This is a genomic window from Corynebacterium suedekumii (genome assembly GCF_030252185.1).
Lineage (GTDB): Bacteria > Actinomycetota > Actinomycetes > Mycobacteriales > Mycobacteriaceae > Corynebacterium > Corynebacterium suedekumii.
The window spans coordinates 485791-512316 of record NZ_CP126970.1 but is presented as its reverse complement, the minus strand read 5'-3'; the positions used below and the strand labels follow the sequence as shown (position 1 = coordinate 512316).

22 protein-coding genes and 1 pseudogene are annotated in these 26526 nt (G+C 68.3%); 10 read left to right on the top strand and 13 right to left on the bottom strand.

What is annotated here, in order from left to right:
• The first annotated feature begins 7 nt into the window (after positions 1-7).
• Positions 8-1084, top strand: a complete 1077-nt coding sequence (purT, locus tag QP029_RS02585; protein WP_284875316.1) for a formate-dependent phosphoribosylglycinamide formyltransferase — start codon at positions 8-10, stop codon at positions 1082-1084.
• Here the strand turns inward: purT and QP029_RS02580 are convergent.
• The 4 genes and pseudogenes from QP029_RS02580 to QP029_RS02565 form a co-directional block, all read right to left on the bottom strand.
• Positions 1048-1500, bottom strand: coding sequence for a GNAT family N-acetyltransferase (locus tag QP029_RS02580; RefSeq protein ID WP_284875315.1), 453 nt, complete (start codon positions 1498-1500; stop codon positions 1048-1050). The two genes, purT and QP029_RS02580, sit on opposite strands and share 37 nt — an antisense overlap.
• 8 nt (positions 1501-1508) lie before the next feature.
• Complete coding sequence (locus QP029_RS02575; RefSeq protein WP_284875314.1) at positions 1509-3023, bottom strand: MFS transporter; 1515 nt, start codon at positions 3021-3023, stop codon at positions 1509-1511.
• Positions 3024-3119: 96 nt separating this feature from the next.
• The gene (locus QP029_RS02570; RefSeq protein WP_284875313.1) at positions 3120-4589 is read right to left on the bottom strand and encodes an MFS transporter; all 1470 of its coding nucleotides are present in this window, start codon (positions 4587-4589) and stop codon (positions 3120-3122) included.
• Positions 4590-4591: 2 nt separating this feature from the next.
• Positions 4592-5764 (bottom strand): annotated as a pseudogene (locus tag QP029_RS02565) (amidohydrolase).
• A gap of 594 nt (positions 5765-6358) precedes the next feature.
• On the opposite strand from QP029_RS02565, the gene QP029_RS02560 reads away from it, so the two are divergent.
• A complete protein-coding gene (locus QP029_RS02560; RefSeq protein WP_284875312.1) occupies positions 6359-6859 on the top strand; it encodes a hypothetical protein in 501 nt (166 codons plus the stop codon).
• 67 nt (positions 6860-6926) lie between these two features.
• Here QP029_RS02560 and QP029_RS02555 read toward each other — a convergent pair whose 3' ends face one another.
• On the bottom strand, positions 6927-8294 hold the full coding sequence (locus tag QP029_RS02555; RefSeq protein WP_284875311.1) for an FAD-dependent oxidoreductase: 1368 nt from the start codon (positions 8292-8294) through the stop codon (positions 6927-6929).
• Positions 8295-8815: 521 nt separating this feature from the next.
• On the opposite strand from QP029_RS02555, the gene pta reads away from it, so the two are divergent.
• Both pta and QP029_RS02545 read left to right on the top strand, forming a co-directional pair.
• Positions 8816-10192 carry a phosphate acetyltransferase gene (pta, locus tag QP029_RS02550; RefSeq protein WP_284875310.1) on the top strand — a complete coding sequence of 459 codons (1377 nt, stop codon included), beginning with the start codon at positions 8816-8818 and terminating at the stop codon, positions 10190-10192.
• On the top strand, positions 10193-11392 hold the full coding sequence (locus QP029_RS02545) for an acetate kinase (protein WP_284875309.1): 1200 nt from the start codon (positions 10193-10195) through the stop codon (positions 11390-11392).
• Between the two features lie 144 nt (positions 11393-11536).
• Here QP029_RS02545 and QP029_RS02540 read toward each other — a convergent pair whose 3' ends face one another.
• The 4 genes from QP029_RS02540 to QP029_RS02525 all read right to left on the bottom strand — a co-directional run bounded on the left by QP029_RS02540 (position 11537) and on the right by QP029_RS02525 (position 17845).
• Positions 11537-12514, bottom strand: a complete 978-nt coding sequence (locus QP029_RS02540) for a hypothetical protein (protein WP_284875308.1) — start codon at positions 12512-12514, stop codon at positions 11537-11539.
• A 147-nt stretch (positions 12515-12661) separates the two neighbouring features.
• Positions 12662-15253, bottom strand: a complete 2592-nt coding sequence (locus tag QP029_RS02535; protein WP_284875307.1) for a serine/threonine protein kinase — start codon at positions 15251-15253, stop codon at positions 12662-12664.
• Positions 15250-16275: a glutamate ABC transporter substrate-binding protein gene (locus QP029_RS02530; RefSeq protein ID WP_284875306.1), complete on the bottom strand. Its 1026-nt coding sequence runs from the start codon at positions 16273-16275 to the stop codon at positions 15250-15252. Before QP029_RS02530 ends, QP029_RS02535 begins: the two co-directional genes overlap by 4 nt.
• A gap of 31 nt (positions 16276-16306) precedes the next feature.
• Positions 16307-17845: a GlnX family signal transduction membrane protein gene (locus tag QP029_RS02525; RefSeq protein WP_284875305.1), complete on the bottom strand. Its 1539-nt coding sequence runs from the start codon at positions 17843-17845 to the stop codon at positions 16307-16309.
• Positions 17846-18028: 183 nt separating this feature from the next.
• On the opposite strand from QP029_RS02525, the gene QP029_RS02520 reads away from it, so the two are divergent.
• The 5 genes from QP029_RS02520 (at position 18029) to QP029_RS02500 (ending at position 21585) form a co-directional block, all read left to right on the top strand.
• The gene (locus tag QP029_RS02520) at positions 18029-18538 is read left to right on the top strand and encodes an NUDIX domain-containing protein (protein ID WP_284875304.1); all 510 of its coding nucleotides are present in this window, start codon (positions 18029-18031) and stop codon (positions 18536-18538) included.
• 21 nt (positions 18539-18559) lie between these two features.
• Complete coding sequence (locus QP029_RS02515) at positions 18560-19483, top strand: ATP-binding cassette domain-containing protein (RefSeq protein ID WP_284875303.1); 924 nt, start codon at positions 18560-18562, stop codon at positions 19481-19483.
• 3 nt (positions 19484-19486) lie between these two features.
• On the top strand, positions 19487-19693 hold the full coding sequence (locus QP029_RS02510; protein WP_284875302.1) for a hypothetical protein: 207 nt from the start codon (positions 19487-19489) through the stop codon (positions 19691-19693).
• Positions 19690-20247: a multidrug ABC transporter permease gene (locus QP029_RS02505; RefSeq protein ID WP_284875301.1), complete on the top strand. Its 558-nt coding sequence runs from the start codon at positions 19690-19692 to the stop codon at positions 20245-20247. Before QP029_RS02510 ends, QP029_RS02505 begins: the two co-directional genes overlap by 4 nt.
• 105 nt (positions 20248-20352) lie before the next feature.
• Positions 20353-21585 (top strand): NAD(P)/FAD-dependent oxidoreductase, encoded by a 1233-nt coding sequence (locus QP029_RS02500; protein ID WP_284875300.1) that lies wholly within the window; start codon positions 20353-20355, stop codon positions 21583-21585.
• Positions 21586-21593: 8 nt separating this feature from the next.
• Here QP029_RS02500 and QP029_RS02495 read toward each other — a convergent pair whose 3' ends face one another.
• Both QP029_RS02495 and QP029_RS02490 read right to left on the bottom strand, forming a co-directional pair.
• The gene (locus QP029_RS02495; RefSeq protein ID WP_284875299.1) at positions 21594-22154 is read right to left on the bottom strand and encodes a Na/Pi symporter; all 561 of its coding nucleotides are present in this window, start codon (positions 22152-22154) and stop codon (positions 21594-21596) included.
• Positions 22082-22822: a hypothetical protein gene (locus tag QP029_RS02490; protein ID WP_284875298.1), complete on the bottom strand. Its 741-nt coding sequence runs from the start codon at positions 22820-22822 to the stop codon at positions 22082-22084. The genes QP029_RS02495 and QP029_RS02490 overlap by 73 nt, the downstream gene beginning before the upstream one ends.
• A 127-nt stretch (positions 22823-22949) precedes the next feature.
• On the opposite strand from QP029_RS02490, the gene QP029_RS02485 reads away from it, so the two are divergent.
• Positions 22950-24209 (top strand): multidrug effflux MFS transporter, encoded by a 1260-nt coding sequence (locus tag QP029_RS02485; protein WP_284875297.1) that lies wholly within the window; start codon positions 22950-22952, stop codon positions 24207-24209.
• Here the strand turns inward: QP029_RS02485 and cls are convergent.
• Both cls and QP029_RS02475 read right to left on the bottom strand, forming a co-directional pair.
• The gene (cls, locus tag QP029_RS02480; protein ID WP_284875296.1) at positions 24181-25674 is read right to left on the bottom strand and encodes a cardiolipin synthase; all 1494 of its coding nucleotides are present in this window, start codon (positions 25672-25674) and stop codon (positions 24181-24183) included. The genes QP029_RS02485 and cls overlap by 29 nt on opposite strands.
• Positions 25675-25681: 7 nt before the next feature.
• Positions 25682-26512, bottom strand: a complete 831-nt coding sequence (locus QP029_RS02475; RefSeq protein WP_284875295.1) for an exodeoxyribonuclease III — start codon at positions 26510-26512, stop codon at positions 25682-25684.
• Positions 26513-26526 lie beyond the last annotated feature (14 nt).

Genomic DNA, 26526 nt, shown 5'->3' with positions numbered 1-26526 from the left:
AGTGCCTATGCCACCGACCAGCGCACTGTTCCTCGGGAGCGGGGAGTTCGCCGAGGAACTCGCCGTGGCCTTCCGCCGGCTCGGCGTCGAGGTCCGTACCGCGGACAACGACGCCGCCCGCGACCCGGAGGGGCTCCGGGCGCTCGTCGACGAGCACCACCCGGACTTCATCCTCCCCATGATCGAGAACACCGCCGTGGAGGTCCTGGCTGAGCTGGAGGCTGCGGGCGATGTCGTCGTCGTACCCTCCGCGCACGGCTGCGAGCTCGCCGCCGCCCGCGACACGCTGCGGCACACCGCCAACCAGGATCTGGGGCTGCCGACGACGGCATACCGCTTCGTGGACAACCGGGCGGACTTCGATCAGGCGGTCGCGGACCTCGGCCTGCCCTGCATCGTCAAGCCGGCGACCTTCTCCGCTGGGCCCGGGCACACCGTCATTCGCGGAGAAGGGGAAGTCGACGCGGCGTGGGACAACGCGCGCGGCGACGGCGACGACGTGATGGTCGAACGTTTCGTCGATTTCGACTCCGAGATCACGCTCCTGGCCGTGCGCTCCGTCGACCCGGCCACCGGCAAACTGGCCACCTGGTTCTGCGAGCCGATCGGCCACATCAACCACGACGGTCGGCTGCTCGAATCCTGGCAGCCGACGGCCCTGAGCCCCGCCGCGCTGGACAACGCCCGCTCCATGGCCGCGCGGATCTCCAATGCGCTCGGCGGCCGGGGTGTCTTCGCGGTAGAGATGTTCGTGTCCGGCGACGACGTGTACTTTTCCGGGGTCACCCCCCGCCCGCACGACGTGGCGACGGTGACGCTGAGTTCCCAGCGTTTCTCGCAGTACGACCTCCATGCACGGGCGGTCCTCGGGCTGCCCATCGACACCACGCTCGTCTCCCCGGGCGCCTGCACGATGCTCTACGGGCCGGTCAACGACCTCGCCGCCGCTCTCGCGGTTCCGGAGGCCGACGTCCGCCTCTACCGCGACGAGCGGGCCATGGTCCTGGTCACCGCAGAAACCGTTGACAGCGCCCGCAGCCGGGCGGCTCAGGCCTCGGAGGCGGCGACCCGCAGCATCGGCTGATGCAGGATTCCCTCGTCGTCGAAGACGTCGCCGACGGGCTCGAACCCGAACCCGCGGTAGAACTCCACCAGCGGGACCTGGGCGTCCAGGACCACGTCCCGGCCCTCGGCCAGCCCGGTCGCTGCTTCAACGAGCTGTCCGGACAGTCCCGTGCCCCGCGCCGACGGCGTCACGCACACCCGTCCCAGCCGCAGCCGGGCGCCGTCGGGGAAGACCCGTGCAGTCCCCAGTAGCTGCCGCCCGGCGACGTCCCAGGCCAGCAGATGGACGGTGTCCGGATCCGCGTCCACGTCGTCGATCTCCGCGTACGGGCAGCGCTGCTCGTGGACGAAGATGTCCACCCGCAGCTTGTAGAGTTTGTGGACCTCGAGCGGTGACAACGCCGCGAGGGGGTGGGCGGCGATGAGAGTGTGCACGGTGAGCCTCAACTCTTGTGGGTCGTGGGGGAATCGACGGCGATCTGGTCGGCCGGCCGCTTCTGGCGGGGCACGACGACGAGGATGGCGACGAGGGCGATGAAAGCCAGGAGGGCATTGAATCCGATGCCCACCATGCCTGCCTCGCGTAACGCCACATTGTACTGCACGCCCACGAAGGGGATCAGCTCCCGCAGGGCAGGCACCCCGGTCTCCTCCAGCGCGGTGAAGATGGCGGTGGAACCCGCGAGACCGAAGGCCGCGCCAAGGGAAGAAGCCATCTTGAACAGTCCCGCGCCGGAACCGGCGTACTCGTCCGGGAGCGAGGAGAGGGCGGTGTCCGTCGCCGGGGTGGCGAAGAAGGCCAGTCCCAGCCCGAACAGGGAGAAACCGATCGCGGCCATGATGATGTAGGAGGTCTGGTAGAGGTTGGTGAACATGAGGAAACTGATGGCCACCAGCATCGTCGCGGCGCCCAACGCCATGGGCTTGCGGGGGCCGAGCTTCTGCAGCATCTTCTCGCCCACGCGGATGAAGGCGATGACGCACACGGCGTAGCCGAGGGTGACGTAACCGGCGTCGGCGGCGGAGAGGCCTCCCGCCTGCTGCAGCATCCACAGCGCCACCGTCATCACACCCACGCAGGAGTTCATGAGGAAATTCGCCAGCACGGCACCGGAGAAGGAGCGGCTGCGGAAGAGCCGGAAGTCGATGAAGGCATCCGGATTACCGGACTCGACCCGGAAGAAGACGATCAGCGCGGCGGCGGCGACAGCTGCCAGCGTGAGGATGATCGGGTGGGCCCAACCGAGGGAGGATCCCTGGGTGGCCACCACCTGGGCGGACAGGAGGGCGACGAGGAAGCTGGCGATGCCCGCGACATCGAGCCTGCGCTCCAGCCCCGCGGCGGGCCGGGACTCCGGCAGTGGCCGGATGAGGATTATCGCGGCGACGGCCACGGCCGCGCTGAGCACGAACAGCCCGCGCCAGCCGACCACAGTGCCGGTGAGCCAACCACCGACCAGGGCTGCGAGCCCGGACCCGCCGAAGGTGCCGATCGACCACATCGACACGGCGCGTTGGCGGTCCTTACCCTGCCAGTAGGTCTTCACCAGCGCGAGAGAGGTGGGCATGATGAACGCCGCGGCCAGGCCCTGCAGCGCACGGCCCAGCAGCATCATCACCGCCGACAGGTCGCTGAACGCTCCGGCCACGAGCAGGGAACCGACGATGTTGATGACGAGCCCGATCGTGAGGAACCGTACCCGGCCGTACCGGTCGCCGAAACCGCCGGCGATGACGACGAACATTCCGGCGAACAGCGCTGCCAGGGAAATGGCGGTGTTCATCAGCGGTTGCGGTATGCCGGTGTCGCCGGCCATGACGGGGCCGATGTTGAGCGCCGACTGGGCGAACAACCAGAAGGTCAGGACGGCCAGGACCAGGCCGAGCAGGGTCGGGTTCGTGCCTGTGAACTCACGGTCCGCGCCGGTGGGGCCGGTGTCTGCGGTGGGCGTTGACATTGGCATTCCTTATGGTTGTCGGGCGACGAACCACAATGACCGCTGCCCGGGAGGTGATTCCCGCAGCGGCGGTCATTGCCCGGAGCTCGCCGAAGTCTAGGCTTCCGCCTCGGCCTTCTTGCCCTTGGGGATGAAGAAGGTGATGGAGATGAGGGCGGCGATCGCCATCAGGGCATTGAAGGCGAGGCCGACGAAGCCGGCTTCACGGACCGCCACATTGTCCTGTCGGCCGGAGAAATCGATAGCCGCACCGACGATGTCGAGGCCGGAGGTCTGGAGCGCGGTGAAGATGGCTGCGGACGCGGCGACGCCGAAAGCGGCGCCCAGGGACGAGGCCATCTTGTAGATACCGGAGCCCGAGCCGACCTGGTCGTTGGGCAGGTTGGACAGTGCGGCGTCTGTCGAGGGAGTGGCGTAGAACGCCAGTCCCAGGCCGAACAGGGAGTACGAGATCACCGCGAGGATCTGGTAGGTGCCCTGCATGGTGTTGGTGGCCATGAGCAGTGCGATGGAGACCAGCACGATGAGGGTTCCCCAGATCATCGGCTTCCGCGGACCGAACTTCTGCAGCAGTTTCTCACCCACGCGGATGAACGCGATGATGAAGATGGCGTAGCCGAGGGTCAGGTAGCCCGCCTCGGCGGCCGACATGTTGCCTGCGCCCTGCAGGACCCAGAGGGAGACGGTGAGGGCGCCGGCGGTGCCGTTGATGAGGAAGTTCGAGATCGTCGCGCCGGTGAACACGGTGTTCTTGAACAGCGCGAAGTCGACGAAGGGGGTGCCGGTGTTGCGTTCCTGGTTGATGAAGACGCCGAACGCGGCGAGGAAAACCGCCAGCAGGGCCCAGGTGATCCAGCTGGTCCAGCCGATGGAGGAACCCTGGGTGACGACGATGAGCAGGGACGCCAGAGCGACCGCCAGGGAGATGATGCCTATCCAGTCGGTCCGGCCGGGCTTGCCCGCGCCCGGCGCCGCCTCGGGGATCTGGCGCATGAGGATGATCGAGAGGACGGAGACGACTGCGCTGATGATGAAGATCGAGCGCCAGCCCAGGGCGGTGGAGGCCATGAAACCGCCGAAGATGGCGGTCAGGCCGGAGCCGCCCCAGGAACCGATGGACCACATGGACACGGCGCGCTGGCGGGCGGGACCCTCCCAGTACACTTTGAGCAGCGCCATGGTGGTCGGCATGATGGCGCCGGCCGACAGGCCCTGGAGCACGCGGCCGGTGACAACCATGCCGGAGGCGGCCTCGCTGAAGGCGAAGGCGATGAGCAGGGAGCCGATGATGCCGAAGACATTGCCGAGGGTGGCGATCTTCTTCAGGCCGAACTTGTCGCCGAAGCCGCCCCACATGACGATGAACATGCCGGAGAACAGGGCGGACAGCGAAATCGCGATGTTCATCACCTCCATCGGCATGCCGATGTCGTCGGCCATGAGGGGGCCGATGTTCATTGTCGTCTGGGCGAAGAGCCAGAAGGTGATGACCGCGAGGACGATGCCGAAGAGGGAGGCGTCGTTGCCCTTGAAATCGGTCCTGACTGGTGTGGTCGTGGTGGTCATGCTCAGTTCTCCTTCAGGAGCCACGGGGACGCGGCGACGATGATGGCTTCAGCGCCGCGGTCGAGTGTGGGCTGGATGTCGGGTGCGAAGAAGGGGGAGTGGTTGCCGGGCGCGGTCGCGGTGTCGGCGAACCCGCCGAGGCCCCAGAAGGTGTACGGCACGCCCAGGGAATCCGGGATGACGGAGAAGTCCTCGGAGGCGGGCACGGGACCCATCTCGACGGAGTTCTCGCCGAAGAAGTCGTCGAAGGCGGCGGCGACAGTGTCCGTCACGTCGTCGTCGTTGTTGGTCAGCGGGTAGACGTCGAAGTACTCGAACTCCGGCTCCCGCGGGCTGCGGGAGGCTTCGCACTCCGCCTTGACGATCCTCTCGATCGCCTCGTGCAGCGAGGCGCTGACCTCGGCGTTGTAGGCGCGTGTGTTGAGCAGCAGGATCGCCGAATCCGGAATGATGTTGGATTTCGTGCCGGCGTGGAAGGAGCCGACGGTCACCACCGCGGTCTCCTTGGGCGCGACCTCGCGGGAGATGATGGTCTGCAGGCGGGTGACGATGGATGCGCCCAGGACGATCGGGTCGACGCCGAGGTTGGGCATCGCGCCGTGGGAGCCCTTGCCGTAGATGGTGATCTTGATCGAGGCCGCCTGGGAGAACAGCGGGCCGCGGCGGGTGCCGACGGCCCCGCCCGGGACCATCCCGAGCACGTGCTGGCCCAGTTAGACGTCCGGGGTGGGCATCTTGGCGGCGATGTCGTTGTCCACCATGTCCTGGGCGCCGGCCGCGATCTCCTCGGCCGGCTGGAAGACGCCAACGAAGGTGCCGGACCACTCTCCGCGGGCGGCGGCCAGGGCCTCGAGGGCGCCGAGCAGGGACATGATGTGTACATCGTGGCCGCAGGTGTGCGCGACCGGCGTTTCCACGCCGGTGTTCTCGTCGACTTGGGTCACTCCCTCGGCGGAGTAGTCCTTGCCGGACTGCTCGGCCATGGGTAGCCCGTCGATGTCGGCGCGCATCGCGACAACGGGGCCGTCACCGTTGCGGAGGATGGCGACCAGGCCGGTCCTGCCGACCGTGTTGAGCTCGTCGACGCCGATGCGGTCGAGCTCTCCCCGGATCTTCGCCGAGGTCTTGTGTTCCTGGAGGGAGAGCTCCGGGATTCGGTGGAATTCCTTGTACAGCTCTTAGCGGGCGCTTCTGGTGGTGTCGAGATGGGAAACGATGTTCTGGATCGTCATGGCTGCTCCATTTCCAGCGGAAGATAACATCTTTTATTGAACTCCGAGGGGCTCAATGATCAAAGCAATGTGGGATGTGATTTTCACCTCATCATGGATGAAGTTGTCTACGAGTAGTACCTCCATCACCAAAATACCCCGTATACATTGCGTACGGGTGTGTTTTCCGGCGGCCGGTCCCGGCCCGTTGCGCCAGTCTTCCCCGGGGCGGCTTCCCCGGGTCGGTGGGGCCGCGGAAAGCCCGACGGGACCGGTGCGGACGAGCGCCCCGCGGTGCCCTCCCCAATGTTCCGCAGAAGTGCATGGTCATGGCGGCGTTCGCGGATCGTCAGGGTGACCGAGTTGGCCAGCCCCACCGACACGACCCGCGCCTCGCCCGAACCGTGGAACTGGCTCGCCGCATTCGTCGACGGCGCGGTCCCGACAGTCATTGCAACCTGTTTTGGCCTCATAACCTTGGTCTGAGCCGCCGTGGACCCGTAGAAGATTATTAGGGTGGGAGTGTGAGATTCCCCGGCGTGAGGTTTCATGGTGGCCATGCGCAAGTTCCGTAACACCATGACCACCCTCGCCGTCGCGGGTCTCGTTGCCGCCGCTCCCGCCGTCGCCCACGCGGACGTCGTGGACACCTACCTCGCGGCCATCCCCGCCGGCCAGATCTCCTGCCAGCAGGCAAACAACTACTGGACCGACGCCGGCGATTACCAGAGTAAGCGCAGCCAGGCGCTGCTGGCCGCCAACTTCCATCCGCGCGGCGGCGAAATCCGCGACGTGCTCGCACGTGTCGACGAAGCCGCCCACCGCTGCGGCCTCATCGGGGGAGGTGCAACCGCCCCCGCCGCCCAGAACGGCCAGGCCCCGGTTCCCGTCCAGCAGGGCGGCCAGCAGGTTCAGGCCCCCGCCCCCGGACAGGCTCCCGCCCAGGCCCAGGGCAACACCGTGAGCATCGGCAGCCAGACCTTCCCGGTGCCCGAGATTCTCGCCCCCGTTGTCAACTGGCTGCGAGACGCCCTGGGCAACCTGGGCATCCGCTTCTAAACAGTCAGAAAAAACGACGCCGGGCCGGGAACATGAAAGAAGTCCCCGGCCCGGCGTCGTCGTGCCGCTAGATCTCGTACTCGGGGTGCGAGGAGACGACCATCTCGTCCCACTCGACGATCTTCTTGCGCTCCCTGCCCTCCGCCTCGCCGAGTGAACGCTCGGCGGCGTCGAGGTTGCGCCAGCCTTCCCAGGTGGTGACGGGGATCCCGCGGGCGTCGAGAAGCTCCAGGACGGCCTGGGGCTCAGGCTTCGACGGGGCACTCAGGCGGCCCGTGTTGAAGTCCTCGAGCAGCATGGTCGTCGTGTCCTTCGCGTCGGACTTGGTGTTGCCGATCAGGCCGACGGGGCCGCGCTTGATCCAGCCGGTGGCGTACAGCCCTTGGACCGGTGCCTCGGTGGAGGGGTCGAGGACCCGGCCGCCGTCGTTGGGGATGACGGCGCGCTCGGCATCGAAAGGCACGCCTTCGACGGCCTCGGAGCGGTAACCGACCGCGCGGTAGACGGCCTGGGCGTCCCAGGTGGTGAACTTACCGGTGCCCCGGACGTTGCCGGTGCCGTCGAGCTCGGTCCGCTCCGTCTTCAGGCCGACGACCCTGCCGTCCTCGCCGAGGATCTCCACCGGGGACTCGAAGAAGTGGAGGAACAGCTTGTGCTGGGCGCCCTTCGGCTCCCGGATGGCGTAGTTCTCCAGCGTCTGGCACACCAGGTCCACCGACTTGGAGTCACGGCGGGCCTGCTCCGAGGCCTCGTCATAGTCGATGTCCTCCGGGTCGACGATGACCTCGACGTTCTCCGAGTGGTCCAGTTCCTTGAGTTCCAAGGGGGTGAACTTCGCCTGGGCGGGGCCGCGGCGGCCGAAGACGTGGACCTCCTTGACCGCGGACCGGCCGAGGTTCTCGTAGACGTTGTCCGGGATCTCCGTTACCTTGAGCTCGTCGGCCGTCTTCGCCAGGATGCGGGCGACGTCCAGGGCGACGTTGCCCACGCCGATGACCGCGACCTTCTCCGCCGTGAGGTCCCAGGTACGGGAGAAGTCGGGGTTGCCGTCGTAGAAACCGACGAACTCGCCGGCGCCGTGGGAGCCCTGCAGGTCCGAGCCCTGGATGCGCAGCTCCTTGTCACCGGTCGCGCCGGTGGAGAAGATGATCGCGTCGTAGAACTCGCTCAGCTCGTCGACAGTGATGTCCTTGCCGATCTCGATGTTGCCCAGCAGCCGGATCTCGGGCTTGTCCAGCACCGCGTGCAGCGACTTGACGATGCCCTTGATGCGCGGATGATCCGGCGCGACGCCGTAGCGGATGAGGCCGAAGGGGGCGGGCATCCGCTCGAAGAGATCGATGGCCACGTCCTGACCGGACTTCACGAGCAGATCCGAGGCGTAGATGCCGGCGGGGCCGGCGCCGACGACGGCGACACGCAGGGGGCGGGACATGATCAGACGACATCCTTCGATAACGGTGGGGGAGTGTTCTCCAGAGTTTTCCTCCGCTCCATAGTACTGACCGGGGTCGCCGGCGGGGGACATCGGGGACGGTGCCAACAATGCGACGGGGGGATGGGGCGGGGGATACCTGGACGGGTGGATTCGCGGGCATTTGCAGGTCTGTGACGTGTGATCTCGGCCCCCTGGGGAGGTCGACGGGCGGGGGATCGGCATGAATCCCACACCTCCGATCCGGACGGCGATGTGGTGCCCGTCACTGCTGTTGACGTGTGTGGATGACTGGTTCCGGCCCGGCGGGGTGTGGCGGTCCGGGCTACGCTGGCGAGGCGTGCGGGTGCGGAGAGTCCGGTTATGCCTTGTTAAGTCTGAAAATTTCCGCCGCTACCAGTGTGGCGGAGGCGACATTGGTTATAGAATGGCGACCGATCCCACATGACCGGTGTCCCGTGACGCTCCCTCACCCTGAGCAACCACGTGCCTGCACCGCATTCGCGACAGAAAGGTAACGCATGTCTGACCCACGATCAGCACTGCTCAGTGTCGTCAACCGGAACTTCGACGGCGTCGACATCGAGGGCCTGGCAGCCTCTCTCGGACTCACCGTCCAGCGCCTCGACGACCACGACCCCCGGGTCGGTTCCATCGTCGCCGCCGGCCTGCTGGATGACGGTCCCGCCCTGATCGTCGGCACCGGCAACCTGCACTTCGACTCGGAGATCGCCGCCGCCCTCGGCGTCCCCGTCATCCTCCTCGCCGACGCCCAGGGCCGCCACGTCCAGCTCGCCGAGCGCCACGCCCAGGAGCTGGACGCGGTCATCGCCGCGGCGGTCACCGAGGACGGACTGCGCGACGTGGTCAAGCTGCGGGACGCGCTGAACAAGGCGGACGTCGCACCGGTCATGTCCCCGCCGGTGTTCGAGAACTGGCTGCTCGCCCGCGCCAAGGACGCCAAGGCACACATCGTCCTCCCCGAGGGCGACGATGACCGCATCCTGCTCGCCGCCGGTCAGCTCCTCGAGCGCGACATCGTCGAGATCACCATCCTCGGCGACAAGGAGGACATCCGGAACCGCGCCGGTGAGCTGGGCGTGGACCTGTCCAAGGCCCACATCATCAACCACCACACCTCCCCGCTGGCAGAGGAGTTCGCCGAGGACTTCGTCGAGCTGCGCAAGAAGAAGGGCGTCTCCCTCGAGGAGGCCCGCGAGACGATGCAGGACATCTCCTACTTCGGCACGATGATGGTGCACAAGGGCCTGGCCGACGGCATGGTCTCCGGCGCCGCCCACACCACCGCCCACACCATCAAGCCGTCCTTCCAGATCATCAAGACCACCCCGGATGCGTCGGTGGTGTCCTCGATCTTCCTCATGGTCCTGCGCGGCCGCCTCTGGGCGTTCGGTGACTGTGCGGTCAACCCGAACCCGACCGCCGAGCAGCTCGGTGAGATCGCCGTGGTCTCCGCGAAGACCGCCGCCCAGTTCGGCATCGACCCGCGGGTGGCCATGCTGTCCTACTCCACGGGTGTCTCCGGCTCCGGCCCGGACGTCGACCGCGCCGTCGACGCCCTCGGCCACGCCAAGCGCATCGACCCCTCCCTCAAGGTGGACGGCCCGCTGCAGTTCGACGCCGCCGTCGACCCGGGCGTGGCCAAGAAGAAGATGCCCGACTCCGACGTCGCCGGCCACGCCAACGTCTTCGTCTTCCCGGACCTCGAGGCCGGCAACATCGGCTACAAGACCGCCCAGCGCACCGGTGGCGCCCTCGCCGTCGGCCCGATCCTGCAGGGCCTGAACAAGCCCGTCAACGACCTGTCCCGTGGCGCCACCGTCCCCGACATCGTCAACACCGTCGCCATCACCGCCATCCAGGCCGGAGGAAAGTAAATGACCTACGCACTCGTTCTCAACTCCGGATCGTCGTCGATCAAGTTCCAGCTGCTGGACCCCTCGCTCGACGCCAACGCGGAGCCGCTGGTCTCCGGCCTCGTCGAGCAGATCGGTGAGCCGGAGGGCAACATCGTCATCAAGATCCGCGGCGAGAAGGTCACCTCCACGCTGCCGATCCCGGACCACTCCGCCGGCCTGGAGATGGCGTTCGCCATGATGGCCGAGCACGGCGTCGGCCCGAAGGACGTGGACATCTCCGCCGTCGGCCACCGCGTCGTCCACGGCGGCAAGGTGTTCTCCCGGCCGGAGATCATCAACGACCAGGTCGTCGAGATGATCCGGGACCTCATCCCGCTGGCCCCGCTGCACAACCCGGCCAACGTCGACGGCATCGAGGTCGCCCGCCAGATCCTCCCGGACATCCCGCACGTCGCGGTCTTCGACACCGGATTCTTCGCCGACATGCCCCCGGCCGCCGCCCTCTACGCCATCAACGCCGAGGTCGCCGGCGAGCACGGTGTCCGTCGCTACGGTTTCCACGGCACCTCCCACGAGTTCATCTCGCAGCAGGTCCCGGCGCTGGTGGGCAAGGACCCGGCCGACGTCAACCAGATCGTCCTCCACCTGGGCAACGGCGCGTCCTGCTCCGCCGTCCAGGGTGGCCACGCGATCGACACGTCCATGGGCATGACCCCGCTCGCGGGCCTGGTCATGGGTACCCGCTCCGGTGACATCGATCCGGGCATCATCTTCCACCTCTACCGCACCGCGGGTCTGAGCATCGACGAGATCGACACCCTGCTCAACCGCAGTTCGGGCATCAAGGGTCTGTCCGGTGTCAACGACTTCCGTGCGCTGCGCGAGATGATCGACAACGGCGACACCGACGCCTGGTCCGCCTACAACATCTACATCCACCAGCTGCGCCGCTACATCGGTTCGTACATGATCGCCCTCGGCCGCGTCGACGCGATCACCTTCACCGCCGGCGTCGGTGAGAACGCCAAGTTCGTCCGCGAGGACGCCCTGGCCGGCCTGGAGATGTACGGCATCCAGATCGACCCCGAGCGCAACGACCTGCCCAACGACGGTCCGCGCCAGATCTCCACCGACGACTCCGCCATCAAGGTCTTCGTCGTCCCCACCAACGAGGAGCTGGCCATCGCCCAGAAGGCCACCGAGCTGGCGAAGGCGTAACCCCCGCTTATCGACGCCGCCCCTCCCGCAGGAGGGGCGGCGTCGTTGCCGTTGGTGCCGAGGTGCCCGGTTGTCACGCGGATTCCCCCGGTACTCCGACGCGACCTGGGAAAACGCGACCGCCCCTGGGGAATCCGCGTGACTTCAGGGCGTCCAGGCGAGACCGCCGCCACGCCAGAACGCCGGTGCCAGCGGGATGCCCCGCTCCGCCACCCGGCCGTGCATCCCGACGATCCCGGCCACGGCCGAACCGTCCAGGTAGGTGCTCCGGTCCACCCGGAACAGGAGCACCCCGAGGTTGACGATGCGGTGCTGGCGTTCCATGTCCTGCCGGGCCGACACCTCCACCGGGACCCCGAACTCCCCGGTGAACTTCCCCTGGCCGTCGTACTCCACCCCGAACCCGATCTCCGGCCAGAAGAAGTCGAGGCGGGCCAGGAACACCCCGTCTGCGTCGAAGAGCATGACCTGCTGCTGCGGTGGCGGAAGTCCCGCTCTCCAGAGCGCGACCTTGAGGTCTGATTCGCGGGGACTCTGGGACCACGGGGTCGCGAGCCGCCCGGCCTCCCGCATGGTGCCGACCCCGGTGACCCTGTTCCCCACCTGGATAACCCGCTCGATGTCCTCCCGGGTGGTGAGGCCCGTGGCCAGCGCGTGGTCGAGGCAGCGGACACCGGCGGCGAGGTCGTGCCATCTCGCCACGTCGAGGCCGGCCATCGACGGTGGGGACACGTGGACGGGGCCGAAGCGGGTGGACACCGTCTCCACCAGCAGCTGGTGGGCGGGTGGAATGTTCCGGTACCGGAATCCGCGGGTGCTGCGTCGTCCGCTGGTGGCGCCGCATCCCGCCAGCTCGATATCGTGGGTGTCGTCGTACCCGGGCAGCGGCATGCCGTGGATGACCGCCGCGGATTTCCCGGCGACCATGAGCGTCGGCGCGGTGCGGCCGGCCGCCACGATCCGGGCGACGGCCCGGGACCGGCGATCGAGCGTCCGCCAGGTGTCCGTGGGAATGTAGATCCCCCGGGCCAACCTGACCGCATTCCCGCCCTGTCGAAACTTCCGCTGCTCCCCGTCCGACAGCGTGACGATGTCGACGAGAGGCCCCCCGGCTCCACTCATGGGTTCACCGTATCCCGGTGAGCGCCGTCGTACCTGTCGGAGCCGTCAAGGCTCCCGAGAATTCACGCGGATGTCACCGGTCTCCGGCCACGACCTGGGCAAACGTGCCCGTCGTTGTCGAATCCGCGTGACTTCCGGGGGTTCGGCCTAGAACCAGGTCACCGGCCGCACCTGATTCGCCATGTCCACCAGGGCGTAACGGTGCTTGGCGAAGGGCGCCTGACGGGCCTGCAGGCGCAGCGTCTCGGCGAGACCGGCCCGGAGGCCACGCTGGGTGAAGTGGTACTCGAACAGGTCGTTGGGGGAGGCGGAGGATTCGACTCCGGCGTCCCGGAGGAAGTTGAGGCCCGCGGACATGACGGCGATCTTGATCTGCAGAAACCGGGGCTCGTTGGTGGGGATCTCCTCGAGGCGGCGGGCGGCACGGCGGATGCGGGACTCGGTGAGGGTGCCGGAGATGAGCTGGAGAATGGTGGTCAGCTTCGCCATCCGGTGGTGACGGGAGGCCTGGGGGACCTTGTCCAGTGCGGCGACGGCCATCTCGATCTGGTTCTCGGCCATGAGTTGGCGGGCGAGACCGAAGGCGGAGGAGACGGTGGTGGCGTTGGTGGCCCAGACGAGGCCGTAGAGGCGCAGCGAGTCGAAGCGGAGGAAGTGGGGTTCCTGGGTGATGTAGGACCAGGTGGTGGACATGCCCTCGAAGTACTCGGCGTCGATGGTGTCCAGTCCGGTGCCGAGGTGGGAGGCGGCACGGGCGGTTTTCTCGGGGATGAGCTGGGTGTGGTGGAAGCCGAGCTGCTGGAGGATGAGCTCGTTGACGGCGGCGAGCGCGAGTTTGGGGGCGGGCTCTCCGGGGAGGGTGCCCAGGACCTCGGCGAAGTGGCGTTGGGCGCCGGTGTAGTCGTCGAGAAGCAGGGCGGTCACGCCGGAGTACCACTGGAAACGCCAGTCGTGGCCGAGTCTGCCCTCGAGGGAGCTGAGCCAGGTGCGGGCCTGGCCGGTGAAGCCGAGGTCGAGCATGGCGCGGACGACGCCGAGGGGGATTTCGGCGGACTGCTCGTATTCGGGGGTCTTCATCGCCTGGCGGAGGGTCTCCAGGGCTTCCTGGGGTTCGGTGTAGGAGGAGCCGGAGAGCATGGCGGCGCCGACGTCGGAGCGGTCGATGAGGGGTGCGGGCAGAGCGGAGACGACTTCGGGGGCGGTGATGCGGACGGTGCGGTCGATGCCGTCGATGAGCTGGTCGGTGCGGAACACCAGGTGCTTGGTGCCGAAGGTGGTTCGTTGTGGGGAGAACAGGGAGTGCTGGGAGGGGTACTGCAGGTTGTCCCGGACGGCGATGACCTCGCGGAGGACACCGTAGAGCTGGGTGGACAGTTCCTGGACGGAGGCGAATCGGCGCGCCGGGTCGGGGTGGGTGGCGCGGAGGAGGAGCCGGTAGTAGCTGAGGTAGCGGCGGAAGGTGGGTTCCTCGGTGGGGCTGGGCAGGCCGGGGGCGTAGATGTCGTCGACCTTGGGCAGGTGGACGGTGAGGGCGGCGAGGGTGCGGCCGACGGTGTAGATGTCGCTGGCCACGCTGGGGCCTTCGGAGGCGACCTCGGGGGCCTGGAATCCGCGGGTGCCGTAGATGAAGCCGTAGGCGCCGATGCCGGAGACGGCGCCGAGGTCGATGAGTTTGACCTGGTCCTCGGTGACGATGACGTTGTCGGGTTTGAGGTCGTTGTAGACCACCCCGCGGGAGTGGAGGTAGTCGAGGGCGGGGAGGACCTCGAGGATGTAGGCGATGGCCAGGTCGATGGGCAGGACCTGGTCGGGGTGGGCGTTGCGGCGGGTGCGCAGGGAGGGGCCGCCGACGTACTCCATGACGATGAAGCCACCGGGGACGCGGGGGTCGTCGATGAAGTTGAAGATCTTGACGATGCCGGGGTGGGTGATGTCGGCGAGGAACTCCCGCTCGGCGACGGCGGCGCCGTGCTCGTCGGCGGACTTCGCGGACTGCATGCCCTTGAGCACGACGACACGGCCGGAGACGAAGTGGTCGTTGGCCAGGTAGATCCAGCCCATGCCGCCGTGGGCGATGACGCCGAGAATCTCGTACTGGCCGGCGACCACGTCGCCGGGGTTGAGCTGGGGGGCGGGGATCCCCTTCTCCCCGATCGCCTCGGTGGGGTCGCGCAGGGCGGTGCGTGGGTCCTCGGGGATGAGGAAGGGGAGGTTGACCATGCCGTCGGCGACCGTGCGGCCGATGCGTTCGGCGGCGCGCCGTTTGCGGAAGGTGGACAGGGCGAGCTGGCGGGCGCGGGCGGAGGTGTCGTCGCGTCTGGTGGCGGCGGTGGGTTCGGTCTCGCCGTCGAGTCGGGGTGGTCCGGCCGGCCCGGTGGCGGCTTCCGTCGCGGGTTCGGTGCGGTTGTCCTGCTGGTCGCGGAGGGTGTTGAGGTCGGCGAGGAGGGCGGCGATGTCGTCGGAAGGGTCGTCCCGGCCGATCTCGTCCTCGTCGTCATCGTCGTCGGCGAAGGGGTCGAAGTGGACGGCCTGGGTGCCGGCGGGGGCGTCCTCGGCGCCCCCCTCGGGAACACTCTCGGCGGCGCCCTCGGTGTCCGCATCCCTGTCCTCATTCAGGTCCGCCGCGCGGGTCTTGTCGGCCCCGGGGTTGCGGACGGAGCCGGGCAGGTCAGGATGGTCGAGCAACGGGTCGTCGACCGGCTCATCCACCGGGTTGCCGGGGGTGTTCCTGGGTGTCATTGCTCCTCCTCCGCAGTCTCCGAGGGGTTGTCCGGGCTGTCCGTCGGTTCCGGTTCTTCCTCCCGGTAGACCAGCGGTGGTGGGCCGCTGGTGGCGAGGTAGGGGGCGAACCAGTTGTTGTACATGCGCCACCAGGTGCCGTCGCGGCGGAGGCGTTCGATGGTGGAGTTGACCTGGCGGGTCAGTCCGATGGAGTCGTCGTGGGAGTCGGGGTGGGGCATGGCGACGGCGTAGGGCTCGGAGGCGAGGGATTCACCGACGATCTCGGTGTAGGGGTCCTGGGCGTTGATGCCGGAGAGGATGGTGTCGTCGGAGAGGATGGCGTCGGCGTGGTGCTGCTGGAGGGCCAGGAGGCAGTCGGCCCAGCTGCGGGTCTTGAGGATGCGTGACTGGGGGGCGTGCTTGCGGGCCTTCTCCAGGGCGGTGGAGCCGTCGGTGACGCAGACGGTGCGGCCGGGGAGGTCGTCGACGCCGTCGATGGCGGAGTTGTACATGACCAGCAGGCGGGAGTCGGTGGCCAGGTAGGGGGTGCTGAACTGGACGTCTTCCTGGCGGGTGCGGGTGACGGTCATGGTGCGGATGACCATGTCTACTTCGCGGTTGTCCAGGGCGGAGACGCGGGAGGCGGATTCGACGAAGCGGAAGTCGACGCGGTCGGGGTCACCGAAGATGTCCCGGGCGATCTCGCGGGCGAGGTCGATCTCGAAGCCACGGAGGTCGCCGGTGACGGAGTCGCGGTAGGACAGCAGGTTCTGGGACTGGTCGACGCCGACGACGAGGCGGCCGCGTTCGACGATGGCGGGGATCCGTTCCTCGGGGGTGGCGTCGTCGGGGCGGAAGGAGCCGAGCAGGTTGTCGGTGTCGATCTCACGGGGTTCGTACTGGCCGGGGTCCTCGACGGTGGAGCCGGCGGGCAGGGGCGGGCCGTAGACGTGGGCGGCGGGCCGGTCGGGCAGGGGGTGGGGGCGTCGGTGCCGAAGCTGAAGTCGGGGGTGCCGCAGCTGCTCAACGCGAGGGCGCACGCCGTCACCAGTCCCACCGTCCGGCGGCGCATCACAGGTACTCCTGCAGGCGGGGGCGCATGCCGATCCACACGGCGATGATGGCGAGGATGGACAGGACCATGACGCCGGCGGCGACGAGCTGGGTCGCGGCGAGGCCGTCGTTGATGTAGGCGCGCATGGAGGAACGGGCGTCGGCGATGAGGCGGGAGAGGGCGCCGTCGAGACGCGCGTAGGAGCCGGCGGAGGTGGGGGGTTGGCCGGGCGCGGCGGTCGTCGTGGTGGCGAGGCGGACGGCCTCGGTGTAGTCGCCGCTGAGCATGGCGGTGGTGAATCGTTGGTGGGCGGACTCCCATTCCTGCAGGGCGGTGCGGGCCTCGTCGATGAGGACCTGGTTGTGGCCGCCGTCGCCGAGGGGGCGGTGGCCCTCGGAGTTCTCGAAGTCGTTGAGGGCGATGGTCACCCCGCGGGTGGTGGACTCGAAGAAGGCGGTGGAGTCGTCGACGGACTGGCGGCGGACCAGGGCGAGGGTCTCGGAGGTGCGGGCCTGCTGGGCCTGGATGCGGGAGGCGGTCAGCGAGTCCCAGGGCATGGACGCTTCCTCGAAGCCGCGGGTGCCGGCCTGCCAGGCGGTGAAGTTGGAGGCGCCGACCCACAGGATGGCGGTGACCATGAGGGTGGTGGCCACGAGGAAGCCCTTGTTCAGGCGGCGGCGGGTCATCCGCCACAGGGCCCACTGGGCGATGAGGAGGAAGAGCACGGCGGCGAACAGGCCGGACAGGGGGACCCACTGGGGGCGGGTGAGCTGGCGTTGCTGTTCGCGGACCTTGCTGCTGGTGCGTTCGAAGAGCTGGGAGGCGGCGGGGAGGATCTCCTCGCGCATGAGGGAGGACGCCTCGGCCATGTAGGCCACGCCGACGGGGTTGCCCACCCGGTTGTTGGTGCGGGCGGTCTCGATGAGGCCGGTGTAGATGGGGATCTGGCGTTCGATGTCGGCGATGAGCAGGAGGGAGGGGCGGTCATCGAAGCCGACGCTGGCGGAGGACTCGGTGGCGGACATCATCGCCCGGTCGATGGCGGCGTGGTAGCGGGCGCGGGTGCCGGCGGATTCGACACCACCCTGGACGAAGCCCGTGGTGGCGATGGTGTCGGCCAAGGAGAGGGAGGTGTAGAGGTTGTGCGCCGAGTAGCTCATCGGTTCGGTGGTGGTGAGCAGGACGTCGAGTTCGGACTGCCGGTCGGCGGAGGACTGCGACATGGAGTAGCCGGCGGCGAAGATGGCCATGGAGAGGATGACGGTGATGGCCACCAGCCGGCCGGGGGTGGTGATGAGGTAGGAGAAGACGCGACGGAGCCAGAGGACGGGGAGGGCGAAGGTGCCGCGCATGCGGCGCGACATGGTGCGGTGGTCGTGGTCGCTCTCGGAGGTGACCTGGTCGAGCCAGTGGTCCTGGGTGTCCTCGGGGACGTCGGCGCCGTCGTCCTCGACGAGGGCAGTGCCCCGGGAACCCCGGGAGCCGCGGGCTACGGCGGGGCCGCGCAGGCGGGTGCGGCGGTAGCGGAGCGGACCAGAGCCCGTGGACGCGCCCACAGAGGGGCCTGCGGAGGGGGCCCCGCGCTGCGCCTGCAGGTGGTGAATGCGCAGGCTCTGAGGAGTCCTTCGCGCCGGTCATTACTTCATGATAACCCCCTGGGTGTGCCCTATGCCATGCCCGCGCGGGGGTGTCGGTCGGGACCCGCGTGGGAGTCCGTGACAGGCGCTAGGGTCGAGGTCATGAACGGTGACGGAAACGGTTGGGCCGCGGGCCCGGGGGACGGGCGCGTGTGGGGTCGCTTCGGGGCGGCGGGCCTCATGTTGCTCGCCGGGACCGGCGCTGACGTGCAGGTTCTCATGCAGCACCGGGCGCAGTGGACGAATGCGGGTGGGACGTGGGCGCTGCCGGGTGGGGCGCGGGACTCGCATGAGTCGCCGACCGAGGCCGCGTTGCGGGAGGCGGTGGAGGAGTGTTTGATTGACCCCGATCTGGTGGAGATCCTCCACGCGGAGGTGACGGCGGGGCCGTTTCCGGCGGATCCGGCGCGCCCGGAGTTGGCGGGGGACTGGACGTACACCACGGTCATCGCGCGGACGGCGACGGGTGAGCCGCTGCGCACGCACGCCAACGAGGAGTCGCTGGAGCTGCGGTGGGTGCGACTCGCGGATCTGGAGGAGCTTCCGCTCATGCCGGCGTTCGCGTCATCACTGACGGGACTTAGACAGGAAGTTGCCAGGTTGTCTCCCTGAGCCGTGTGGCAGGCTGGAGTCATGATTCAGATTCAAGGGCTGACCAAGCAGTATGGTCAGGTCCAGGCCGTCGACGATCTCACCTTCGAGGTGCAACCGGGGACGGTCACCGGCTTCCTCGGCCCCAACGGGGCCGGCAAATCCACCACGATGCGCATGATCGTCGGGCTGGACACCCCCACCGCAGGCACCGCGCTTATCGACGGTCGCCTCTACCGCGACCTCGCACGCCCCCTCGTCGAGGTGGGTGCCCTCCTCGACGCGAAGGCCGTCCACCCGAACCGGTCGGCCGCCAACCACCTGCGGTGGCTGGCGCAGTCCAACGGCATCCCGCTCCGCCGGGTCGACGAGGTCCTCGGCCTGGTCGGGCTGTCGGACGTGGCGGGAAAGAAGGCCGGCGGGTTCTCCCTCGGCATGGGGCAGCGCCTCGGCCTGGCTGCGGCCCTGCTCGGTGATCCGGGCGTCCTCATCCTCGACGAACCGGTCAACGGCCTCGACCCGGAGGGCATCCGCTGGGTGCGTGGCCTGCTCCAGGCGCTCGCACGGGAGGGCCGGACGATCCTCGTCAGCTCGCACCTGCTCTCCGAGATGGCGCTGACGGCGGAGCGGCTCGTCGTCATCGGCCGCGGCCGGCTGGTCGCGGACACCACGACCCGGGAGTTCATCCGGGAGCATTCCGCGTCCACCGTGGTGGTGCGCGCTCCCCGCCTGGGGGAGGTGGCGGCGTGGCTGGGGCGGCACGGCCTGGAGACACGCGAGCGTCGAGACGCGGAGGGGCGGACGGTGCTCGATGTCGCCGACGCCACCACCGACGACGTCGGCACGCTCGCGTTCGAGGGCGGATTCGCCCTCACCGAGCTGTCGATGACGCAGGCGAGCCTGGAGGACGCGTTCATGGACTCGACCGGCCGGGACGTGCAGTACCGGGCCACGGAGGAGAGGTAGGAGATGTTCATCAACACGCTCGCCGCGGAGTGGACGAAACTGCGCACCACCCGGTCCTTCTGGTGGACCACCGCCCTGTTCATCCTCATGGGCCTCGGCTGGGCGGCGCTGAGCGGCTACACCACCGTCGACGCCGAGGAGGTTTCCCCACCCTGTGGGCCTCCTCCATCTCCACCGTCGTCTACCTGCTGGGCTTCCCGGTGCTCATGATCCAGTCGGTCATGCTCGTGACCACCGAGTACCGCTACAACCTGCAGTCCTCCACCTACCTGGCCACCCCACGGCGGTGGACCGTGGCGCTGGCCAAACTGCTGCTCTACGCCGCCATCGCGGCCGCGCTGACCTTCGTCGCCATCCTCGTCGGCTTCTACGTGGCCAAACTCACCGCCCCCGACTCGGCGGCCGAACTGTTCCGGCCCTTCGAGGACGACGCCGCCAAGGACATCATGTGGAGCTACCCGGCGTCCGCGGCCGCGGTGGTCATGCTCTCCCAGGGCATCGCACTGCTGCTGCGGCAGACCGCCGGCGCCGTGGCCCTCATGCTCATCTGGTTCATGGGGCTGGAGCAGATCTTCCGGCTCGTGCCCCGGATCGGATCCGACATCGTCCGCTTCCTGCCCTTCGAGAACCTCAACGCGTTCATCAACGACATCGCCATCGAGGGCGTGCCCTGGAGCACCCACGGTTCCGGCGCGTACTTCCTCGCCTGGGCGCTCGTCGTGTGGATCCTCGGCGTGGTCGCCCTGCACCGCCGCGACGCCTGACCCCCGAACGGGCCGGAATCCCCCGTCAACGACACATTTGTCCCGGCCGGGTCATAGGGTGGGTGGTATTACCAACCACCGTCGTCACCGCGTAAAGGGGAAGTCATGAGCAGGGTCATCGTCATCGGTGCCGGAATGGTGGGCCTGTCCACCGCCTGGCACCTGCAGGAACGAGGATTCGACGTCGAGGTCTTCGACCGGGAGGGAGTGGCCGCGGGATCATCCTGGGGCAACGCCGGCTGGCTGGCACCCGCCAAGACCATCCCGCTGTCGGACCCGAGCCTGTGGCGCTACGGGCCGACCGCCCTGCTCGATCCCGACGCCGCCCTGTCCATGCCCATCCGCTTCGACCCGAAACTGTGGATGTTCCTCGCCCGCTTCATGGCGCAGGCCACCCAGCGGGCGTGGGACGACACCATGGCCAACCTCACCCCCATCGACAAGGTGGCCCTCGAGGCCTTCGACGAGCTGGAGCTCGGCGGTGTCGACGCGGTCACCCACCAGGGGCCCTTCGTCATCGGTTTCGAGGAGGAGTCCCAGTCCGCTGGCTTCCTCCGCGAGATCGAGGGCGCTATCCGCCACGGCCAGGAGGCGCCGATGGAGCGCCTGGCCGACCCGCAGGAACTCGCCCCGATGCTCTCCGACAAGGTCAAGGTCGCCTACCGCCTCGAGGGCCAGCGCTTCATCGAGCCGGGCCCCTACATGGAGGCCCTGGCCCAGGCGGTGGAGAAGCGCGGCGGCCACATCCGCACCGACGCCGACGTCGCCCACGTCGCCCGCGCCGACGGACCGGGCCGCCCCGCGGTCATCCTGGCCAGCGGTGAGCGCATCGAGGCGGACAAGATCGTCATCGCCACCGGCGCCTGGATGTCCCGCCTGGCCCGCGAATTCGGCGTGCGCACCCTCGTGCAGGCCGGCCGCGGCTACTCCTTCACCGTGGCGACGCAGGAACCGGCGGAGCACTCCGTCTACCTGCCGTACCACCGCATGGCGTGCACCCCCTACCAGGGCCGATTCCGCATCGCCGGGACCATGGAGTTCCGCCGCCCGGACGAGCCGCTGTACCCGCGGCGGATCGAGGCGATCGTCAACAAGGCCCGCGACATCATGCAGGGCGTCGACCTGGATGACCGGCAGGACGAGTGGGTCGGCTCCCGCCCCGTCACCCCGGACGGGATGCCGCTGGTCGGCCAGACCAACGCGGAGAACATCTACGTCGCCGGTGGTCACGGCATGTGGGGCGTGGTGCTCGGACCGGCCACGGGCAGGTACCTCGCCCAGCTCATGGACACCGGCGAGGTCCACCCGGCGATCGCCCCGTTCGATCCGCTGCGTTAGGTGACCAGTCAGGTGACCAGGGTGTATCCCAGGATGACCGCCAGCGGCAGGACGAGGTAGCTGGCGGCGAGGACCGCGGCGGCCAGGGTGTAGCCGCGGGCGGCCACCCGGCCGGACACCTGACCCATCCAGAGGATGAGGGTGCGCAACGGCGGGATGAGCAGCACGAGCAGTGCGGAGATGACGTTGAAGGCCACGTGGATGAGGGCGGCCTGCACGGCGATGGATCCCATGGATCCCGGCACTGCCAGAGCGGTGAGCAGCGCCGTGAGGGTGGTGCCCACGTTGGCGCCGAGGATGACGGGCAGGACCTCCCGGTAACGCAGTGACTTCGTGGCCGCGAAGGGGAGCAGGGAGGACACGGTCACCGAGGACGAGGACACGGCCATGGTGATGAGCGCACCGGAGAGCAGGCCGAGGGCGTCGGAGGCCCCGGAGGACCGTTCCAGCAGGGTGCGGGTGGTCGCGGCGGTGAGGACGGCCAGCTGGCGGCTGATCACCCGCACGGCGACGACGATGACCAGCGCGCCCAGGGCGATGGCGACGACGGACGCGCCGCGGGGGCCCAAGAGCTCTCCCAACCAGCCGCGGATGCCCACCGTGTCGATGATCGGGGAGATCGCCTCGAGGATGATGTCACCGGTGGGGGTGTCGGCGGGACCGTCGCCGAGCACCGAGGAGGACACCAGCTCCGCCAGCCGCCGAAGCGGGTGGAAGAGCATCTCCAGCCCGAAGGCGATGACGACGAAGACGACGTTGAACGCCGCGGCAGCGACGCCGCCGAGAACGCCCGCTGGAAACGGGCCCGGCTGCCCACGAATCCGAAGGAGACGATGAGCGAGGTCAGCGTCGTTCCCACGTTGGCCCCGAGGATGATGGGCAGCGCCACCGCCACCTGCAGGCTGCCGGTACCCACGGCGGCGACGGTCAGGGCCGTCACGGTGGTGGAGGACTGGATCGTCGCCGTGGCCACGATGCCGATGAGCAGGCCGATGACCGGGTTCGTCGCCAGATCGAACAGGCGGTGGACGGTGCCGGAACCGATGCCGGAGGCGCCGTCGAAGATGAGGTAGACCGCGAGGAACATGCTCGCGATCGCAGCGGCCACCGCAAGCCACCGGACGAGTGACCCGAACCCGGACAGGGCGACGAAGTCCTCGTCGGCGGGGATGCGCTTGGGGCTGATGAAGTGCTGGGTGCCGGGCAGGGGACGGGACCGGGTCCGTTCAGCCACCATGGCTCACCCCTTCCACGCCCTGTTCATCCGCCGGACACCTGATCTCAATGGTCTGTCCATCTTGAATCTAGCACCGCCCGCCCCACGTGGCCGAGGTGGCCGTTGCCGGTGGACTAGGGTGTTCGGAATGACACGCACCCCAGCTCCGCGGCCCCACCCCGGTGATCAGCCGGGAAAGCAGCAGCTCACGATCCCGCTCCTCATGGGGCTGGCGCTGCTGTCGGCGTCGGCGCCGTTCTCCATCGACATGTACCTTCCGGCGCTGCCGGGCATCGTGGCGGATCTGACGACCACCCAGCCAATGGTCCAGCTGACACTGTCGGGCTTCCTCGCGGGCCTGGCGTTCGGTCAGCTCATCATCGGCCCGATCTCGGATGCGGTCGGCCGACACCGGCTCATGCTCGCCGGCGCGGTGGTCGCCCTCGGTGCGGCGGTGCTGGCGGCCCTCGCCCCGACCATCGAGGTGCTCATTCTCGCCCGGCTCATCCAGGGCCTGGGGTCGGGGGCGTGCGTCGTCCTCTCCCGCGCCGTCATCCCCGACCTGGCGAAGGGGCCCGCGGCGGCCAAGGCGTTCGCTCTCCTCATGACCATCCAGGGTGTCGCCCCGATCCTCGCGCCGGTGGCCGGCGGCCTGCTGCTCGAGCCGATCGGGTGGCGCGGGCTGTTCTGGGTGCTCGCCGGTCTGGCCCTGGCGCAGCTGCTCGTCGTGGTGTTCGTGGTCCGGGAATCCAAGCCGGCCGAGGAACGCAGCCCCGCGACCGTCCGCGGCATCCTGGGCAACTACGCCTACGTGCTCCGCAGCTCCGGCTACCGCGGCTATCTGGTGTGTTTCGCCCTCGCCTTCTCCACCATGTTCTGCTACATCTCCGCCTCCCCGTTCCTGTTCCAGGAGCAGCTGGGATTCACGGCCCGCGAGTACGCGCTCATCTTCGGGTTCAACGGCGTGGGCATCATCGCCGGCACGTTCCTCAACGGGCGGCTCATCGGGAAGGTGCCCACCCACCGCATCCTGCTCACCGCCTTAGGTGTTCTCGTGGCCACCACGATCGTGCTGCTCATCGTCATGGCGGTCGCCCCGGTGACGTGGCTGATCCTGGTGCTGCTGTTCATCGCGGTGAGCCAGAACGGCATCATCATGGGTAACGCCACCGCGCTGGGTACCGGTCTGGTGCGGGAGCGCGCCGGGTCCGCGTCGGCGCTCATGGGGTTCGCCCAGTTCGGCCTCGCCGGGCTGACCAGCCCGCTCATGGGGCTGGGGGATGATCCGGGCCTGACCATGGCGATCGGCATGGTCACTTGTGCGGTGCTGTCCCTGGCCGGGGCGGTCTACGCCGGCCGGCAGGGATCGTCCGGTACGGCTACTGGATCGCGGACGTCAGCTTCATGACGTTGTCCACGTAGCGGCGGAAGAATCCGCGTTTGTTCCACTCCTCGAGGGTGAGGACCCGGGACACGGCGAAGTAGGCGTCGGCGAGCCGGTTGAGATCGTCGATGATGTCGCCGTGGGTGATCATGAGCGTGGACTCGTAGTTGAGTCCGAAGCTGCGCATGTCCATGTTGGAGGAGCCGACCGTGCCCAGGGACTCGCCCGCCGAATCCGGGTCGGCGAGGATGAACTTCGTGTGCAGCACGTACGGGCTGGGGAACAGGTGGATGTGCACACCCGCCTCCAGCAGCGCCTGGTAGTAGGACGACTGGGCGTGGTGGACCATGAACTGGTCGGATTTCTCGGACACCAGCAGGTGGACGTCCACGCCGCGGTAGCAGGCGGAGGTGACCGCCTCGAGGAGGGATTCGTCGGGGATGAAGTACGGCGAGCACAACACCAGGCGGTCCTTGGCCAGGTGGACGATGGAGTTGAACATCCGCAGCACCGGTTCGGTGGTGTAGCCGGGGCCGGAGGGGACGAGCTGGACGATGTTGCGTTCTTCCTCTTCCTCGAGGGCGGAGTCGTCGCCGTCGTCCTCGGGTGGTTCGATGTCGAGGAGTTCGTCGGTCTCGGTGTACCAGTCGACGGCGAAGACGAAGGCCATCGACGCCACCACCGGGCCGGTGAGTTCGACCATGACGTCGACCCACTGCCGGCCGGCCCGGATGTTGGACGTCAGCTGGTAGGAGCGGTCGATCATGTTGATGGAGCCGAGGAAACCGAGCCGGTCGTCGATGATGAGCAGCTTGCGGTGGTTGCGCAGGTCGGGCCGGCGGAAGCGGAAACGCCAGGGCTTCAGGGGCAGCATGAGCTGCCAGTCCACGCCGATCTCGGTGAGCCGACGGCCCAGCTTGAGGTAGCCGGGGTACTTGAGGGAGCCGATCTGGTCGAAGAGGTAGCGCACCTTGACGCCGCGTTGGACGGCGCGTTCCAGGGCGCGGAAAAACACGTCGGTGGTCTCGTCCCAGGAGGTGATGTAGATCTCCACGTGGACGTGGTCGGTGGCGGTGTCCACGGCGGCGGCCATCCGCCGCATGGTCTCCTCGTAGTCGGCGTGCAGGCCCCGGTTGTGGCTGGCCACCGCGGGGATGTTGGTCAGGTGCCGGTTGAGGCGGACGATGGACTGCACGTCCCGGGACAGGTCGGCGTGTTCGGGGAAGTCGGGGACGTGCGACTGCACGCCCTCGATCATGGCGTTGGCCTCCTGCTGGATCCGGTGTCGGCGCCGGTTGATGTAGGGCGAGCCCATGAGCAGGAACAGGGGCAGGCCGATGAACGGCAGGAGGAGGATGGCGAGCAGCCAGGCGGTCGACGAACTCGGGCGCCTGCCCTCCGGCACGAAGCCGATGGCGAGGATCTTGATGGAGTAGTCGATGATCAGGCCGATCATCTGCCAGGTGTCGAGGTCGATCGAGATGTTCACGGCGGCGTCAGCGGACCTCGTCGAAGGCCGCCGAGGACTCGCGCGGCAGGTAGTCGACGACGACGGGGGCATGGTCGGAGGCGCCCTTGCCGGAGCGTTCCTCGATGTCGACGAAACCGGTGCGGGCCGTCGCCGCCAGCGCCGGGGTGGCCAGCTGGAAGTCGATGCGCATGCCCTCGCCCTTCTGGAACCGCATGCCCTTGTAGTCCCAGTAGGTGTAGTGCTCACGTGTCAGGGGGCGGGTGACCTCGGTGAGGCCGGCGTCGATAAGCGCATCGAACGCCTGCCGTTCCGGTTCGGTGATGTGGGTCTTGCCGTCGAAGAAGTCAATGTCCCACACGTCGCGGTCGAGCGGTGCGATGTTGAAGTCGCCGAGGTAGACGGCCCGGGTGTCCGGGTCGGTGCGCAGCTGGTCCTGCACGTGGAAGCGCAGGTTGTACAGCCAGCGCAGTTTGTAGTCGTAGTGCGGGTCAGCGATCTCCCGGCCGTTGGGCACGTACAGGCTCCACACGCGCACGCCGCCGCAGGTCGCGCCGATGGCACGCGCCTCGACGTCCTGCGGCTTCCCCGGGTCCTTGTCGAATCCGGGCTGGCCCGGGAACTGCTTCTCGACGTCCGCGATGCCCACCCGGGACACGATCGCGACACCGTTCCACTGGTTGCGGCCCACATGCGCGACCTCGTAGCCTGCGTCGGTGAAGCGGTCGTAGGGGAACTTCTCGTCTGTGACCTTGGTCTCCTGCATCGCCAGGACGTCCACGTCGTGGCGGTGCAGAAACTCCACGATGCGGTCCGCGCGGGTGCGCACGGAGTTGACGTTCCAGGTGACGATGCGCATGCACTACAGACTAC